General features: G+C 33.6%; 18 protein-coding genes. 5 read left to right on the plus strand and 13 right to left on the minus strand.

Going from position 1 to position 16,568, the window contains the following annotated elements:
* From mvk to pta, 3 genes are all read right to left on the minus strand, one after another.
* Positions 1–924 (minus strand): mevalonate kinase, encoded by a 924-nt coding sequence (gene mvk / locus SSP_RS10620; protein WP_011303760.1) that lies wholly within the window; start codon positions 922–924, stop codon positions 1–3.
* Between the two features lie 599 nt (positions 925–1,523).
* Entirely contained in the window at positions 1,524–2,360 is an 837-nt protein-coding gene (locus SSP_RS10625) for a lipoate--protein ligase family protein (protein ID WP_011303761.1), read from the minus strand.
* On the minus strand, positions 2,360–3,346 hold the full coding sequence (gene pta, locus SSP_RS10630; protein WP_011303762.1) for a phosphate acetyltransferase: 987 nt from the start codon (positions 3,344–3,346) through the stop codon (positions 2,360–2,362). The genes SSP_RS10625 and pta overlap by 1 nt, the downstream gene beginning before the upstream one ends.
* Positions 3,347–3,521: 175 nt before the next feature.
* Here pta and hemQ point away from each other — a divergent pair, with 175 nt between their 5' ends.
* The 3 genes from hemQ (at position 3,522) to SSP_RS10645 (ending at position 6,043) form a co-directional block, all read left to right on the plus strand.
* A complete protein-coding gene (gene hemQ / locus SSP_RS10635) occupies positions 3,522–4,271 on the plus strand; it encodes a hydrogen peroxide-dependent heme synthase (protein WP_002484071.1) in 750 nt (249 codons plus the stop codon).
* Positions 4,272–4,808: 537 nt separating this feature from the next.
* Positions 4,809–5,579 carry a threonine/serine exporter family protein gene (locus SSP_RS10640; protein ID WP_370445203.1) on the plus strand — a complete coding sequence of 257 codons (771 nt, stop codon included), beginning with the start codon at positions 4,809–4,811 and terminating at the stop codon, positions 5,577–5,579.
* Between the two features lie 11 nt (positions 5,580–5,590).
* Positions 5,591–6,043, plus strand: a complete 453-nt coding sequence (locus SSP_RS10645; protein WP_011303765.1) for a threonine/serine exporter family protein — start codon at positions 5,591–5,593, stop codon at positions 6,041–6,043.
* Positions 6,044–6,159: 116 nt separating this feature from the next.
* Here the strand turns inward: SSP_RS10645 and SSP_RS10650 are convergent, their stop codons facing one another.
* From SSP_RS10650 to SSP_RS10675, 6 genes are all read right to left on the minus strand, one after another.
* Positions 6,160–7,587: a DHA2 family efflux MFS transporter permease subunit gene (locus SSP_RS10650; protein WP_011303766.1), complete on the minus strand. Its 1,428-nt coding sequence runs from the start codon at positions 7,585–7,587 to the stop codon at positions 6,160–6,162.
* Positions 7,588–7,806: 219 nt separating this feature from the next.
* Positions 7,807–8,265 (minus strand): MarR family transcriptional regulator, encoded by a 459-nt coding sequence (locus tag SSP_RS10655; RefSeq protein ID WP_011303767.1) that lies wholly within the window; start codon positions 8,263–8,265, stop codon positions 7,807–7,809.
* A 238-nt stretch (positions 8,266–8,503) separates the two neighbouring features.
* Positions 8,504–9,991: an APC family permease gene (locus tag SSP_RS10660; protein WP_011303768.1), complete on the minus strand. Its 1,488-nt coding sequence runs from the start codon at positions 9,989–9,991 to the stop codon at positions 8,504–8,506.
* 61 nt (positions 9,992–10,052) lie between these two features.
* The gene (locus SSP_RS10665; RefSeq protein ID WP_103314637.1) at positions 10,053–10,415 is read right to left on the minus strand and encodes a DUF423 domain-containing protein; all 363 of its coding nucleotides are present in this window, start codon (positions 10,413–10,415) and stop codon (positions 10,053–10,055) included.
* A 36-nt stretch (positions 10,416–10,451) separates the two neighbouring features.
* Complete coding sequence (locus tag SSP_RS10670; protein WP_011303770.1) at positions 10,452–10,817, minus strand: DUF5327 family protein; 366 nt, start codon at positions 10,815–10,817, stop codon at positions 10,452–10,454.
* A gap of 2 nt (positions 10,818–10,819) precedes the next feature.
* Positions 10,820–11,476, minus strand: coding sequence for a uracil-DNA glycosylase (locus SSP_RS10675; protein ID WP_011303771.1), 657 nt, complete (start codon positions 11,474–11,476; stop codon positions 10,820–10,822).
* Positions 11,477–11,799: 323 nt separating this feature from the next.
* Here SSP_RS10675 and thiD point away from each other — a divergent pair, with 323 nt between their 5' ends.
* Positions 11,800–12,630, plus strand: a complete 831-nt coding sequence (thiD, locus tag SSP_RS10680) for a bifunctional hydroxymethylpyrimidine kinase/phosphomethylpyrimidine kinase (RefSeq protein ID WP_011303772.1) — start codon at positions 11,800–11,802, stop codon at positions 12,628–12,630.
* 92 nt (positions 12,631–12,722) lie between these two features.
* Here thiD and isaB read toward each other — a convergent pair whose 3' ends face one another.
* Positions 12,723–13,232: an immunodominant staphylococcal antigen IsaB family protein gene (gene isaB, locus SSP_RS10685; RefSeq protein ID WP_011303773.1), complete on the minus strand. Its 510-nt coding sequence runs from the start codon at positions 13,230–13,232 to the stop codon at positions 12,723–12,725.
* 291 nt (positions 13,233–13,523) lie between these two features.
* Between isaB and vraX the strand changes: the two genes are divergently transcribed.
* Positions 13,524–13,694: a C1q-binding complement inhibitor VraX gene (vraX, locus tag SSP_RS13025; protein ID WP_002484080.1), complete on the plus strand. Its 171-nt coding sequence runs from the start codon at positions 13,524–13,526 to the stop codon at positions 13,692–13,694.
* Positions 13,695–13,948: 254 nt separating this feature from the next.
* Here the strand turns inward: vraX and SSP_RS10695 are convergent, their stop codons facing one another.
* From SSP_RS10695 to SSP_RS10705, 3 genes are all read right to left on the minus strand, one after another.
* Complete coding sequence (locus SSP_RS10695; protein ID WP_011303775.1) at positions 13,949–14,395, minus strand: ASCH domain-containing protein; 447 nt, start codon at positions 14,393–14,395, stop codon at positions 13,949–13,951.
* A 123-nt stretch (positions 14,396–14,518) separates the two neighbouring features.
* Positions 14,519–15,874: an MATE family efflux transporter gene (locus tag SSP_RS10700; RefSeq protein WP_011303776.1), complete on the minus strand. Its 1,356-nt coding sequence runs from the start codon at positions 15,872–15,874 to the stop codon at positions 14,519–14,521.
* A 109-nt stretch (positions 15,875–15,983) separates the two neighbouring features.
* The gene (locus SSP_RS10705; RefSeq protein WP_011303777.1) at positions 15,984–16,406 is read right to left on the minus strand and encodes a MarR family winged helix-turn-helix transcriptional regulator; all 423 of its coding nucleotides are present in this window, start codon (positions 16,404–16,406) and stop codon (positions 15,984–15,986) included.
* Positions 16,407–16,568 lie beyond the last annotated feature (162 nt).

A 16,568-nucleotide genomic window follows, 5' to 3' on the forward strand; every position in this document is an offset into this window, starting at 1 on the left:
TTACCCTCCTAAATATTCAATCCATGTATGATGCGCACCTAATTGCGTTGCACTTTCTGCAATACGCTTAGCTGTCTCTTCATTAGTTGCAAGTACAATCATACTTCCACCACGGCCACCGCCAGTTAGTTTACCTGCAATCGCACCTTGCGCCTTACTGGCATCTAATATTTCTTCTATTTTGTCATGACTGACTGTAAGTGTTCTTAAATTTTTTTGACACAGATTAAACACCTTAGCTAATTGTTCAAAATTATGATGTTCAATTGATTCACTTGCTTCATGTACAAGTTTACCAATATGTTCAACATATTGCAGATATGTACTATCACCTTCACATAATTGGTGTACATCTTCAACAGCTTGTTTAGTAGAACCTCGAACACCAGTATCGATAACTACCATATAACCATTTAAATCTAAAGGTTTCAATGTTGTAACCTTACCTTGTTTGAACCATACGGGTTTATTTGAGACGATTGTTTGTGTATCTATACCACTCGGCTTACCGTGAGCAATGCGTTCAGCCCAATTTGCTTCTTCTATTAACATTTCATCCGATAGTGGCTCATCCAAATAATCAAAACTTGCACGCACAAAAGCGACTGCCATCGCAGCACTAGAACCTAATCCTCTAGAAGGTGGCAAGTTCGTATCGATTGAAACTTTAATAGGCGTCGCTATCTTATATTTTTCAATAAAACGTGTAATCACTGCTTTCAAATGCTCTGGTGCCTTTTGTAATTCTCCATCGTATACATCACTTTTTATATATGAAGCGTTTGTTGTCTCTAGAGATTCTATTTTCGCTTTAACTTTTCCAGTTGTAAATGGAATTGCAATAGCTGGTTCGCCAAATGTAACAGCATGTTCGCCTATTAAAATTACCTTTCCATTCGCTTCCCCGTATCCTTGTTGTGCCATATTTTCAATCACCTTTAGTATTTTCTTTAATTTTATATTTTCTGTGTACTACACCTTTTTTGTGTATACCCGCATTCTAATTCTGCTTATGCAATGAACTATATTCCCTGGGAAATAAACTGTTTTCACAGCGTTCATTAACGATGCCTCGCTTAATTATTTAAAGCATCTTTAATATTCATTCTAAAACAATCGTTCTTTTTCTATTTTTGCACATACCATTACACATTATCTCATAAATTTCATATATTACCATACGACTCTAGTCATAGATGCATTATTTTAGCAAAGGACTTGAAATTAATGATTCAAATGCTCTGTAAATCGTTGTTACAAAAAGTTAACACCAGCTACTAATTATTTTCAATACTTCCCTATTATAAAACGCACTAGCCATATATTCAAAAAACTCACGTTAAATTCAAGGAATTTTATTAGTACTGCATTTTTTAACCATACTTTCACTATATTACTTATTTCATTTCTATAATTCAACAGATATAAAAATCCATTACCACAAATTATGCTGAAATCCGCAAAACAAAAAGAACAGGTGAATTACTTCGATTTGAAGTATCTCACCTGTTCTTTAATTAACGTCAATCCATAGAGCGGTTTATTTTCGCATTACGTTCAATCATTTTTTCAAAATAACCTTCATAACTTAACCATTCTTCATCGGTAATAGGGTTCATATTCAGACGGCCACCTAAATCTTTAATTGCGTATAATAATTGAAACATGACATCTTGCACAGTAATCGTTCTGCCTAATAATGTTTCAAGCGAGGCCATGCATTGCGGTTCAATGTCAGGGTATGTGAATTTTGTTTCTTCACCTTGTAACGCACGCGCATAAAATGATTTCATCATATCAGCACGTTCACTACCATCACCTTCCACACAGAGATAAACTTGCACTGCTATTCCACCACGGACGCGTCTTTGAGAAATACCAGCAAATTTCTTACCATTAATACTCAAATCAAATTTACCGGGACAATAGGATCTTTCGATTTCATGTGTGTCGATATCTACATCTTCATCTTCAAACATTTTTGCAATTAATAAATACATTACAGTAAAAGCTTCATCAATGGTAATATCATGTTTACCTTTAAAGAGCAGCGATATATTAAGTACGCCTTGATCTAATACAACACCAAGACCTCCAGAATTTCTAACGATTGCATTGTAACCGCGCTCTTCTGTGAGGTAGCGAATCCCCTCTTGTAAATGAGGCAATCTTGAATCATGGATCCCCAGTATAACAGTATGCTGATGTACCCACGTTCGAACTACACTACACGATAAATCTTTTCCAACACTTTCTGAAAAAGTATCATCAAATGCAAAAGACTGCATTGGTTCTAATCCTGAGGAATGATCAATATAACGCCAATCTATACCATTAAAATATTTACTTGCTAAATCCATTATTGCAATGATTGTGCTGCAGTAATGATTGATAAATTATACACGTCTTCTTTAGAACAGCCACGTGATAAATCATTCACTGGAGAATTAAGACCTTGTAATACTGGACCTACTGCATCAAATCCGCCTAAACGTTGTGCAATTTTGTAACCAATATTACCTGCTTCTAAGCTTGGGAATACGAATACATTTGCATCGCCTTGAATTTTTGCATCAGGTGCTTTTTTCTTAGCAACTTCAGGTACAATTGCTGCGTCAAATTGGAATTCACCATCTACAACAACATCTTCTAAATGATCTGCTTCAATTTTCTCTTGAGCTAAGTTAACAGCAGTTGCAACTTTTTCAACATCGTCAGATTTTGCAGAACCTTTAGTTGAGAAGCTTAACATTGCAACGCGTGGTGACATGCCAAAGCTTTTAGCAGATTTTGCACTTTCCACAGCTATTTCTGCTAAATCTTGTGCTTCAAGTGTTGGATTGATTGCACAATCTCCAAAGATATATTGTTTATCGTCTTTAATCATGAAGAAAATACCAGAAGTTTTAGAGACACCTGGTTTTGTTTTGATGATTTGTAACGCTGGACGTACCGTATCACCAGTTGAATGTGCCGCACCACTTACTAAACCTTCTGCTTTACCAGTATAAACAAGCATTGTCCCAAAGTAGTTAACATCTTTCAACATCTCTTGCGCTTGTTCTTCAGTCGCTTTACCTTTACGGCGTTCAACAAATGCAGTAACAAGTTCTTGTTTCAATTCGCTTGTTTCTGGGTCAATGATTTCTAAATCTGAAATTTCTAAACCTTTATCACTAGCTAAGGCTTTGATGTTCGATTCATTTCCTAATAATATAGGAGAAACATAATCAGTACCTTGTAATTGTGTTGCCGCTTCTAATACGCGCTCGTCTTCACCTTCTGGTAAAACGATTTTCACGTTTTTTCCCGTAAGTTTTTCTTGTAATACATCTAATAAAGTCATTAGGGGCCTCCTCAAATTTCTTTTCTTAATTATTTTACGTTTTTCATTATACGTTATTCTTTCTTAGAATTCCATGTCACCAATTTGTAATCATTTACTTATGTTTTAAGTGTTCCTTTATGGTAGAATTTTGTAGTGAAGACATAGAATTTTTCATGAAAAAGGAGCGATTTAAATGCCACAAGCACCAGAAACGTTAGATGGATGGTATAGTTTACATTTATTATACGCTATTGATTGGTCAAGTTTACGCTTAGTTCCAACAGAAGAGCGTCAAACAATCGTAGATGAATTACAAACATTTTTAAATAAACATGAAGAAGCGCGTACAAATCACGTAGGTGATCATGCTTTTTATAATATTACAGGTCAAAAAGCAGATATTCTTTTATGGGCATTGCGTCCAGAAATGAAAGATTTAAATGCTTTTGAAAACGAATTTAATAAATTGAAAATTGCAGATTTCTTAATTCCAACCTATTCTTATGTATCAATCATCGAATTAGGTAATTATCTTGCAGGAAAATCTGACGAAGATCCTTATGAAAATCCACACATCAAACCTAGATTATTCCCAGAATTACCACAATCTGAATATATTTGTTTCTATCCTATGGATAAACGTCGTAATGAAACTTATAACTGGTATATGTTACCGTTAGAAAAACGCCAAGAATTAATGTATGCTCACGGTAAAATAGGTAGACAATATGCTGGTAAAATCAAACAATTCATCACTGGTTCAGTGGGCTTTGATGATTTTGAGTGGGGTGTCACTTTATTTGCAGATGATCCATTACAATTCAAAAAAATTGTTTATGAAATGAGATTCGATGAAACAACTGCACGTTATGGCGACTTCGGCAGCTTTTATGTAGGTCATATCGTGACTAAAGATAACTTACAAGATTTATTTGCTTTATAAAATCATTCAATGGATTTATCATATTTCTCAAACTAAAGAAGGTAGCGGCAATTAATGTCGCTACCTTCTTTATATATATTTTCACACATCTTCTCAATTTCCGATGTACACGTGTTATCAATTCACTTTAATCATAAAAAGAATTCTCAAATTTTATTAAGTGTGAATCAGCGCAATAAACAAAGGCACGCTCATCACATAAATAAGTGTGCCTTTGTTGAATGTAGTGTGTTTGGGAGAACTTTTAATCACTACTTAATTTAATATTAACTGTTGTATATTGTCGCTACTCAATACATGTCTGTAACAGTTAACTAATACTATTTTAACCTATTTGAAATATTTGAAACATAAATGTATTGACTTAATTGCACAAAATACAGTTTCCCTTCATTTAAGCACTTGTTCCAATTCAAATAACAAATAACGATCATAAAGTGTTACAATAAAAAATATTACTTTAGCAACTTATACTCAACCTGTAGGCAGTGATTGTCAGGGTTGCTCAAATAAATATTAATTGGTGATTAAATGACAATATATAATCAAGCTATAGAAAGTTATGATGAAAAGATGGCAAAAGATGTCATCATGTTAGCAGGAAGAATATTATTAGAATCTGGTGCAGAAGGCTCTCGAGTAGAAGATACGATGACACGCATCGCTATCACTTTGGGACACAAAGAAAGTAATAGCTTTGTTACAAATACCGTTATCAACTTCATGCTTCATGATGAGTCATATCCACGTATGTATAGAATTAGAACGCGCGATACGAATTTACACCGCATTTCCAGAACAAATGGCATTTCTAGACGTTTGGCGCTCGGTGACATTTCTTTAGAAGATGCATTTCAAGAACTTCAAAAAATATATCAAGAACAAAGTATAAAAAACCACTACCTTTTTTATAAATTCATTGCTGCTGCCGTCATATCTGTCAGTTTTTTATATTTACAAGGCGGCCATTTAACTGATGTATTAACAGCGTTATTAGCTGGTTCCTTCGGTTATATTGTAGTCGAAATATTACAACAAAAATTGCATGCCCAATTTATCCCTGAATTTATGGGCGCATTAGTTATTGGATTAGTCACCATTATCGGTCATAATCTCATACCCGGTGGTTCAATTTCTACCATTATAATTGCAGCAGTCATGCCTATTGTACCTGGTGTATTAATTACAAACGCAATTCAAGATTTGTTTGGCGGTCATATGTTAATGTTTACCACCAAATCATTAGAGGCGCTCGTTACTGCATTCGGTATTGGAGCTGGCGTTAGTACAGTACTTATTATATTTTAGGAGTTATGTCTATGTTTTGGATATTAAATTTTATATTTAGTTATACCGCTTCCCTATTCTTCGGCGTTATATTTGATGTCCCAAAACGCTTATATAACACGGTAGGTATCGTAGGTGCATGCGGTTGGATGGTCTATACCATATTTTTCGATGGTTTAAATACACATACAATTTATTCAAGTTTCTTTGGTAGTCTTGCATTAGGCTGCTTAAGTCATATTATGGCACGCTCTAAAAAAGAACCTGTCATCATTTTTATGATTCCCGGTATTATTCCACTCGTACCTGGTGGTTTAGCATTTGATGCTACGAAAAATTTAGTACTTTTAGAATTTAGTAAAGCCATTAATACAATGCTTGAAGTAACGCTTATTGCTGGTGCTATCGCCTTAGGTCTACTTTTTGCAGATCAAATTTCTAAACTAATTATTTCAGGTACAAAAATACGTAAAAAAAGAATCTAATATTTATATAAATAGCCACACATGCGTTGAAAAGAGTGCATGTGTGGCTTATTTTATTAAAAATTTATTATAAATTCATTTAGTCATAAATTATTAGCTATCAAAACCTATATGTTTCATTTATGACACAGATTCTTCTGCAAACTGTGATTTATTATCTTTTGATGGATAAACCAAGCTGGTAACAATAACACTACAAGTGCAATAACCGCAACTGAAAATCCAGCATGATATGCAGTTAATTCATTTGGTATATTAACAGACATTGAATGTATGACTGTTGCAACAACTGTTGCAATAAGTGCAGAACCAAAGCTAGAACCAATATTCTCTATAATATTAATTCCTACGCCAGCTTCCGATAATTGTTCAATTTCTAATCCATAATATGCAGAACTTGTCAGAGGTAACATTACGCCACCAACTGCACAACCTCTTATAAATAAGATTAGCCCAATCCAAACGCTTTGCGTATGACCAGAAATAAACATAAATGAAACAGATGTTATGAGTACAACCATCGTACTGATAAGTACAATGTTTCTACCTCCATACTTGTCTATAATTTTACCAATTAAAGGACGTGTAATTAGCATACCTAATCCTTGTGGCATTAACATAATCGCTGTTTCAATTGCATTGAAATGCTGAAAACGTTGAAAGAATAAAGGCAATATAATCATTGGACCTAATATGGCAACATTAGCTAGAAATAATCCTAAACTACAAGCAAAAAAATTACGAGATTTAAATAAATTTGTCGGTAAGACCGTATTGTACTGTTTCATACGATTATAAATAATATAAACTATTATACAGATAACCCCAATGGTCATATTGATATACGTCACAGGATTATTAAACGAACCAAACTTGGATGCTTGTACTAAACCATAGAGTAACGTCACACTTATCAAAGCCAAATTAATGACACCTATATAATCTAATTTCTTTTCTTTATTAACTGGATTAAAGTCAGGCAATTTTTTAATCATAATAGGTACAGCAATAATCGTCACAAATATATTTATAAAAAATATCCATTGCCATGTTGCAAAATGTATAATCAAACCTCCCAGTACAGGTCCCAAAATTGGTCCTAATATCATAGGTGTACTAACAATTGCAATGACTCTACCGATATACTTTTGACCTGCGATCAATACTAGCATCGTAGACATCAATGTCGTTATCACACCTGCACTAAAGCCTTGCAATAATCTAAAACTAATAAACGTTACTATATTCGAACTCAATCCTGTTGCCAATGAAGTTATCCCAAAGCCAACGACTGCTGAAATAAAAACTCGCTTACTATTAAATTGATTCATTAACCAACCAGATATAGGTACTGCGATGGCCAATGCAAGCAGATAACCCGTCACACCCCACTGTATTATACTTAACGTAGTGTGAAAGTCCTGAGTTAAATCTTTAATTGCAATATTGATCATTGTGGCATCAAGCATCGGTGTAATCGCACCGAGCGCTATTGCCCAAGCAGCAATCATTATATTTGTAGGTATTTTATCTATAGATTTCACGTATTCATTCTCCTTTTGTTTCTTCGTCAACAAAATACTACTCACTTTTTGTTTCCTTGTCAACAAAATTTTTACGCAGCTATCTATAAATCGTTCCCCTACCATTTACTCAAGCATTATTGCCTAGTTTTTCCTAAGCAACCTTGCTCATTTAAGTAATACTTGTATAGTTTTGCTTATATCGCTTTGCCTAATTACTGGTTTTCAGTCATTTTCTATTTAATTTTCTTTATCGTTTATTTCCTTATCCAAATGTGCATTGTATTGATTTAAAAAAGTCATCATAGCTTTATATTGATCATCTGTCATTGTATCAAAGACTTGTGCATCACGTTCTTTAAACTCTTTGTGTAACTGTTCGTGTATATCAAATGCTATGCGCCCTTTGTCCGTTAATTTAAAGTAAACTTCTTTTTTATTATCAGGATTTTTATAAGTAACAATTGCATCTTTTTGAATTAATTTTTTTGTTAATTTGCTAATTGCGCCTCGTGTCATAAATAATGTTTGCGCAAGTTGGCTCACATTAGGATGCACACTTTTTTCAATTGCTTCAATACAATGTATTTCAGTCGATGTATATCCTTTTAGGCGTGCTTCCATTACAGGTTTATTGAGCCAAACGATTTTATCATATACATTTTTTATATTCGTTAGTAATAAATCCTCTTTATTCATAAATTGATCTCCTATACTTGATACATTACTCTTTCTCAAAACGTTCTAATCTATAGCAACGGTTAAATATATTATGACTAATATCAATTTTAATTAAAAGTATTTTTTTGAATTTCTACCTTTTTATAGATTTAACCCAATAAAAAACAAGCAGCAAACCGTAAAGGAATACTACTTGTTTTAATTCACTATTTATTAAGTTTTCTATGCTTTATTCATAAAATAATCACAAGAAAAGCTATTTATTCGTGTTTTCAGCCTTGTTCTCATTAATTAAATCTACAACTTCACTTTCCGAACGGTTTAAGATAAGCAAGCTTAATTTATCATTATCCATGCGTTTTAATTTTGGATAACGCACAATAAAGAAGATTAAACCAATCACTAACCAGCCGCCAAATGCGATGTATGAAGGTGCTGAAAGTGACGCCGGAGAACCTGGAACTAATAATAACAACAAGAAGATAAATGATACAATTGATCCTAAAATCGCAAATGTTTTATAAATAGGTCCATACGTGTTACTTGATTTATTATAACTAAATAATTTAGCTGCTGATAAACAAGTAATGAAATAAGCTATTGATACACCTGTAGAAGACATATCAACAATCCAAGTTAGTGCTGTACGACCTAACCAAGGTGCAATTAATGTAATGGTTACTAAGAAAATAATTGCTATATAAGGCGTCTTATATTTTTTATGCAACTTGCTGAATACAGAAGGCATAATACCTGAACGTCCCATTGAAAATAGGAGACGGCTTGAACTCATTAAGAATCCATTTAAGCCAGTAAATATACCCATAATAATCGCAATTGCTAATACAGCTAAACCAATATAACCAAAGGCTTCTTGCGTAACAGCACCTGTTAACCATAAATTACCGTTTAGGCTTGTTGATGGTGTACCTAACCAACCTGTATATAAAATCATTAAAACATAAGTAAATGCAGCTGCTAATAAACTATATACAATTAATTTAAACGTCTTATTTGGTGCAAAATCAAATTCTTCTGCCGTTTGTGGAATATTATCAAATCCAACATATGCCCACGGTGCGACAGCAACAATCATAATGATGGAAGTAAACCAACCTTCTTTTTCGTTGGTTAATGGTTGTAAATTATCTAAAGAGAAATTACCTCCAAAGAACGAACCAAAGAACAATAGTAATATAGTAATAACCATCGCTACACAGAAGTAGTATTGTAGTGATCCTGACACACTAGCACCTTTAATCGCTATAAACATAAATACAATAAGCAATAATGATGCAATGAGAATTTCAGTGATATACACGTCCCAACCTGCAATGGTATATAATTTTCCTGTTTCTAAAATATCTGGTAGTAAAAATTTAATTAACAAACTAAACGCAGTAGCATTTAATGCCACTACACATATGTAACCAAATGTTAAAAACCAAGATGAGAAGAAACTTACATATCTTCCGAATCCTAAAAAGCTAAAAGCAAACGCGCCACCCGAAACTGGAAATCGTTCAACTAATGCACCGTAACTCACTGCAATAAGTATCATTAACAATGCACCTATGACAATACCAATCGCTGCTGCAATTGGTCCCGATTGTCCTATCCAGTCACCCGGTAGAATAAATGCACCCCAACCGATACAAGACCCGTAAGCAATCGCCCACACAAATTTTTCAGATAGATTTTTCTTTAAATCTCCTCTATCTACTTGCTGATTATTTTGACTCATAAAAAATTCACCTCATGGAGTGTATTATACCCACAAGATGAATTCTATAACAATTATAAATTTATATTTTAAACGTACCTATCACTAACATTAACCAACCTACAATAAACAGTACGCCACCAATAGGTGTAATTGCACCTATTATGCGAATTTGTGTTAACGCTAAGATATATAAAGAACCACTGAAAAATACAATTCCAAAGAAAAGTAACCAACCCACCCAATTTACATTGATCGAAGTTGTACCACTAATAATACCTATGGCTAGTAATCCAAGCCCATGATACATTTGATAAGTTGTTGCTTTTTCCCATACTGATAAATATTTTGCAGACAGCTTATTTTCTAATCCATGTGCACCAAACGCACCGGTACCTACAGCCATCATTGCATTTAATGCGCCTAAAATAATAAACACTTTCATCATGATCTATTCATATCCTTTACTATTTAAAATTATTTAAAAATCAAAAATGGAATCGCCATTGCCTATTTCATCATCTGTTACTAATTTATTCGCAGTGAGTGATGTATTTGTGCTTGTATTAGATGAAGACACACCTGATACTTTTCCACCCATTGCGCGAATCTCATCTTCAGAAACACCCTGCTTAGATGAGACATTCTGTGACTTAGACGCTTTAAAAGAAGAAGACACATTAAAACTGTTGTCACTATATACTTTCTTACTAGATGAATTGTCACTCACTAATGACGTTAACGTATGAATCGCATAAATATGTTTTTCAAATTCTGCGTTACTATTTGCTTCATCTGCTTGTACTAATTCTTGTTCAATTAATTGTATAATTTTATCTTTTTCCATTTTTAAACCTCACTCTCGCACCAATTCACAGGTTGTTTACCATTGGCTTGTAGATATGTATTTGCTTGCGAATAAGGCTTAGAACCAAAGAATCCTCTATACGCTGACAATGGACTTGGATGTGGTGATTGTATAATATGGTGTTTCGATGTATCGATTAATTTAATTTTTTGTTGTGCGGGTTTTCCCCATAATATAAACACAACGTGTGTTAAATGTTCTGATACCGCTTGTATTACTTCATCGGTAAACGTTTCCCACCCAATATTTTTATGTGAATGTGCTTCACCTTGCCGTACTGTCAACACAGTATTTAATAATAATACACCCTCGCGTGCCCAATCTTGCAAATGCGGCGATTTTCTTATACATCCCACATCATCTTGCAGTTCTTTATACATATTTCGTAAAGAGGGCGGAAATTTCGCATCTGGTTGCACAGAAAATGCTAAACCATGTGCCTGGTTCGGTCCATGATAAGGATCCTGCCCTAATATAACCACCTTCACTTGTTCAAATGGCGTTAAATCAAAGGCTTGATAAATATTTTTTCTATCTGGATAAACAATTTCTGTAGTATACTCTTTTTCTAAAAAATCATGCATTGCAGCAAAATCATGTCGCGTAGTTATTTCATGAAAAACATCCGACCATTCCATATACCTCTCACCTCATTGATATAATAACATAAAGAACTACTTTTTTGCTTCGCAAAAATTATTAGTGGAACTTCTTGCTTTAAGCAAGTTTAGTACCACTTACGTATGAACTTTAGTTCATATGTTCCTAGACCGTTTGAGCTTTAGCTCAGGTATTCCCTTATTCGTTACTTTCTCGACATCACGATGATTAGTCCAACTACTTCTATAATAATATCTTTTTTCAATAGTGATAAATTTAACTTCACTACAAACTTCCTTTATTTAGAATACTCGACAAACGTGGTATGATATATGCAAAAGATATTTAGGAGTGAAATTCCATGGCATTGAAAAAAACATTAACAATTGCCGGTTCAGATACAAGTGCCGGTGCTGGCATGCAAGCCGACTTAAAAACTTTCCAAGAGCTAGGCACATACGGTATTGTAGCCCTAACTTCAATCGTCACGATGGATAAAAAATCATGGTCACATGATGTAACACCGATTCCATTTGATGTATTCGAAAAACAATTAGAAACGGCGATTTCCATTGGTCCAGATGCTGTTAAAACAGGTATGCTAGGTACACAAGAAATCATTAAACGTGCTGGCGACGCCTATGTTGAATCTGGTGCAGATTATTTTGTCGTAGACCCAGTCATGGTATGTAAAGGGGAAAATGAAGTACTTAACCCAGGAAATACGGACGCTATGATTGAACACTTACTACCAAAAGCGACAGTGGTCACACCAAATTTATTTGAAGCTGGTCAACTCGCTAATTTAGGAACATTAAAATCAATTGAAGATATGAAAAAAGCTGCTGAAGTAATTCATGAGCAAGGTGCTAAGCACGTTATTATTAAAGGTGGCAAAGCATTAGATCAAGATAAATCTTATGACTTATACTATGATGGTCAAAAATTCTATCAATTAACAACAGACATGTTCCAGCAAAGTTATAATCACGGTGCTGGTTGTACATTTGCTGCCGCTACTACAGCTTATTTAGCAAATGGCAAATCACCGAAAGAAGCCGTTATCGCAGCTAAAGCATTTGTTGCTTCTGCAATTAAAAACGGTTGGAAAATGAATGACTTTGTCGGTCCAGTAGACCACGGTGCCTATAATCGTGTTGAACACGTAGACGTAGAAGTGACAGAAGTTTAAACAATTTAAAAAGCCCGTCGTTAACTTGTAATGTTAACGACGGGCTTTTATGTTTCAGATTCTATTGTCTATTCAATAATTCTATTTATGGGTTATGAGAGCGTTGCACTTTTCACGTAACCATTACTTACATAAAATACAATATGACCTTTGCCTACATCATATCCGTATAAGCCATCGCCATTTGCTTTTTTCTCACCATTCATGGGTTCTTGATATTCATAATTTTGACCATATTGCACACGTATATCTTTAAAACTTACTGCTTTATTTTGTATATCAAAAGTTACACTATTCGCTTTATTCCCATTAATTTGTTGGAATGTTTGATCATATATTGTTTTAGTCGCTGTATCAGAAGTATATTGACTATTCACTTTAATACCATTAAATTCAACATTACCTGCTTTTAAACCATTATAAAATGATTGATCTAGTACAAAATCCCCACCTTTTGAAGTATAACCACTATACTCATACCAAGGTTGTGTCGTTGCTACTTGTGCTTCGGTTTGTGATACACCTTCATTAGAAACGCTTATGCCTAATGCAGTCCCAAATACAATGCTACCAGCTACAAAAGTCTTTGCTATCTTATTCATTTGGTATCACTCCATTTAAAGATTTTTTGAATCAGATTACGATTCGATTACAATGTTACATAAATATTACCAAAAGTGCAAATTTAAACTAAATATACGATTTATTATTTTGATTATTAGGTAACCTAACTTTTGTAATTGTCTAACAAATCATCAGAAAACGCTTTACATCAGCCTTTCTGATGTTATACGACGTTAGACTGATAAAAAGTTGATACTGTAGACTCATGTATTTCGCATGAATTTCTATTATTATATGTAGTGTAGAGAGATGAAGGAGGGAAACTCAACATGATTATCTACAAACAGGCTTTTGAAAATGGTAACCCAATATATGAAATTATCACCAAGACTTTCAAAACGATTTCTGTTAAGTTCGATGAAAGCTTCAACACGAATGAATTATATAAGTTACTCTCTCTACTAGAAAATGATGTTGATAACATGAAATTAAGTTATTAAGTTATTTTCGACTCATCGAAGACAACACAGAAGATGCAATAAATTGAAATTAGAAGAAACGATATACAATTAACTCCCCTTATTAAGAAATATGAAATTAAAAAAAGTATGTCTAAGTTGTCCCCTTAAACATATTTTGAATAACACATCCCTATAAACACACACCCTAAGTGGTACACAGTTAGACAAAGATTGTCCCCTTTGTTTGCTTGGAGAGCAACCTCGAAGCAGTTCTAACTGATGTACCACTCTTTTTATACATACAGTACCTTGAACTCTTCACAAACCATCATTGAAGTTTCATTAAAATCGATTTCTAATGATTCATAATACGGTTTAAAGAATGCTATGTGCGCTTCACGCCAATATGTTAACGATTTATCTCCTTCACCTTCCAAGAAAGCATGATGTTCCGTCACCTTATTGAACGGCGTTTGGTATACACGTGTCGTCTCAATCACACATTGTGGATGACCTTTCTCATTTAATACAACACTGACATCTCCTGCTTCCGGTAGCGGTTCACCTTCTACTTTGTAGGTCTCATAACCACTAGTTGTTGCTGTTTTTTCACCTTGTTTTACTAAATTAGCTAATTCATCTTCATCAACACCAAAAGACCATGCTTCAAATTGTACACCTTTGTATTTTGGAAATGCTTCAATAAATTTGCGCCAATACTGCTCTACTGTCAAAGCCATATAAAATCCCCCATATTTATAAATAGTTCGTTACTATTTAAAAATAACACAAAACGAAAAAATCTTCGCGCAGACATTTTGAATGCACAAAGATTTTTGTATTATTATATTAAATTAGAAAGATTAACCTTCTAATAATTCTGCTTTATCTACTGTCAATCTATCTCGTAATAAGTAAACAATGAGCATCGCAGCCAAAGCACAAATTGTTTCTGCAATTAATAATGACCATACGATGCCAGTTAAACCGAATAATCCATTCATTACAAATAGAACTGGGATAATGACTACACCTTGTAAAATAGCCATAATCGTTGCACCACGTCCTTGACCAGTCGCTTGCAACATACCAGTAAATAAGAAACCAATGCCATTTAATAATAATGAGGTCATTGTTACTTTCAACATAAATGTCGCCATTCCTACAATAGCCGCATCATTAGAGAAAATACCTATCAATTGATGACCTGTAGTAAACACAATGACCATGCACACTGCAAAAATCACAACGATTGTCATAATTACGACTTTAATAATATTTTTCATACGTGCTTTATCAGACATAAAATTGTAAGCAATTAATGGCACTACACCTTCACATAGCCCCATAATAATCAATTCAGGAAACTGTACTAATCTAAATGAAATACCATAACTCGCAATGGCAAAGTTACCATAGCCAGCTAAAAATAAATTTAAAACTAATCCTGTAACGCCCATTAAAATACTCATTAGAAATGCTGGAAAGCCTACTTTAAAAATTTCTACTAATATTTCTTTCGTCGGTCTTACATAGCTCAAACTCATTGTAATTATGTCGCTTTTTCTCAAAAAATAAATGATAAAAAATAGCGACGCAACAACGTTTGAAATAGCTGTACCTAAAGCAGCACCTACTACATTTAAATCAAAACCAAATATTAAAATAGTATCTAAAATGATATTCAAAACCACACTAGCCAGCATACCAATCATTGAGATAATTGGTGCACCAATGGATCGAGCGAATTGTTCTAAGATAAAGAACAATATGACAAATGGTGCGCTTAGGAACATTACTTTTAAATATGCACTTGTAAAACCAAGTGTTTCACCACGTGCACCTAATAAATGAGCAATTTGTTCAGTAGCGAAAATAGTCATTAAAATAACAATAACACCTAATATAAGGCCGCCATAAATAGAAAAACTACTCACAAATTTCGTTTTCACATAATCTTTCGCACCTAATAACCGGGAAATATAAGTTCCTCCACCGATACCAAATAAATTACCTAAACCCATTAACACTGCAAATATAGGTAAAGTGAGTGAAATGGCTGATATCATGTGACTATCACCTAAAAATCCAATAAAATAAATGTTTAAAATACCATAAATTACACTTAATAAACTTCCTATCATCATAGGAACTGAAAAATGCATCATCCCTTTAAATACTGAAGATTTTTCAAAATAATATAACTGTTCGTCTTTCATTTCTATATTACTCCTTTTTATTTAGACACCTAATAATTAGATATCTAACTATATATTCAAAAATATGGTGGCTGTTAATTTTTCAATTTATAACAGCCACTTATAGTTACTAATCTTCTAAACTGCTAAGCATTTTAGATAGATTTTGTTTCATTGTTTCATTCTCTGCTTCTGATAACTGCGCACACATGAGTGCTTCAATCTCGTCAAATACACCTGTAAACCCTTCAACTAATTTCCTACCTGATGCAGTTAGACCTAAATTTTTTCGCCTAGTATCATCCGCGTCTACATAACGGTATATGAGCTTCTTACTTTCTAAGTTCTTAAGTAAATTACTTACTGTTGAACCTTTACGTTGTAAGGCATTCACAATGTCGTTCTGTGTAAGTCCATCCGCTTGGTGTGCATACAAGTAACCTAGCGCGTGACCTTGTTCGTTTGTAATATCATACATTTTCAAACGCTGATCTGCCTTGTGTTTCATCTCATGGCTTATCATTCTAAATAAATATCCATATGACTGTTCCAAACAAGCACCTCATTTAATTAGATATCTAACGATAATAATACACTGTTTTTTTCTAGTGTCAATTGTTATTTTGATATTTTTTTAATTTAAGAACAATACTATCATCACTTTGATTTAAAAATATTGACTCAAGCGGCATTTATACAAAAAAGCTGCCATAAA

Origin of the sequence: Staphylococcus saprophyticus subsp. saprophyticus ATCC 15305 = NCTC 7292 (genome assembly GCF_000010125.1) — a bacterium.
GTDB classification, from domain to species: Bacteria; Bacillota; Bacilli; order Staphylococcales; family Staphylococcaceae; genus Staphylococcus; species Staphylococcus saprophyticus.

Excerpts from the sequence above, each read along its gene's own strand:
- isaB (WP_011303773.1), bottom strand. The coding sequence starts at position 13,232 with ATGAATAAGATAGCAAAGACTTTTGTAGCTGGTAGCATTGTATTTGGG.
- SSP_RS10695 (WP_011303775.1), bottom strand. The coding sequence starts at position 14,395 with ATGGCTTTGACAGTAGAGCAGTATTGGCGCAAATTTATTGAAGCATTT.
- SSP_RS10665 (WP_103314637.1), bottom strand. The coding sequence starts at position 10,415 with ATGAAAGTGTTTATTATTTTAGGCGCATTAAATGCAATGATGGCTGTA.
- SSP_RS10670 (WP_011303770.1), bottom strand. The coding sequence starts at position 10,817 with ATGGAAAAAGATAAAATTATACAATTAATTGAACAAGAATTAGTACAA.
- SSP_RS10645 (WP_011303765.1), top strand. The coding sequence starts at position 5,591 with ATGTTTTGGATATTAAATTTTATATTTAGTTATACCGCTTCCCTATTC.
- hemQ (WP_002484071.1), top strand. The coding sequence starts at position 3,522 with ATGCCACAAGCACCAGAAACGTTAGATGGATGGTATAGTTTACATTTA.
- SSP_RS10660 (WP_011303768.1), bottom strand. The coding sequence starts at position 9,991 with ATGAGTCAAAATAATCAGCAAGTAGATAGAGGAGATTTAAAGAAAAAT.
- SSP_RS10655 (WP_011303767.1), bottom strand. The coding sequence starts at position 8,265 with ATGAATAAAGAGGATTTATTACTAACGAATATAAAAAATGTATATGAT.
- SSP_RS10675 (WP_011303771.1), bottom strand. The coding sequence starts at position 11,476 with ATGGAATGGTCGGATGTTTTTCATGAAATAACTACGCGACATGATTTT.
- thiD (WP_011303772.1), top strand. The coding sequence starts at position 11,800 with ATGGCATTGAAAAAAACATTAACAATTGCCGGTTCAGATACAAGTGCC.
- vraX (WP_002484080.1), top strand. The coding sequence starts at position 13,524 with ATGATTATCTACAAACAGGCTTTTGAAAATGGTAACCCAATATATGAA.
- mvk (WP_011303760.1), bottom strand. The coding sequence starts at position 924 with ATGGCACAACAAGGATACGGGGAAGCGAATGGAAAGGTAATTTTAATA.
- SSP_RS10625 (WP_011303761.1), bottom strand. The coding sequence starts at position 2,360 with ATGGATTTAGCAAGTAAATATTTTAATGGTATAGATTGGCGTTATATT.
- pta (WP_011303762.1), bottom strand. The coding sequence starts at position 3,346 with ATGACTTTATTAGATGTATTACAAGAAAAACTTACGGGAAAAAACGTG.
- SSP_RS10700 (WP_011303776.1), bottom strand. The coding sequence starts at position 15,874 with ATGAAAGACGAACAGTTATATTATTTTGAAAAATCTTCAGTATTTAAA.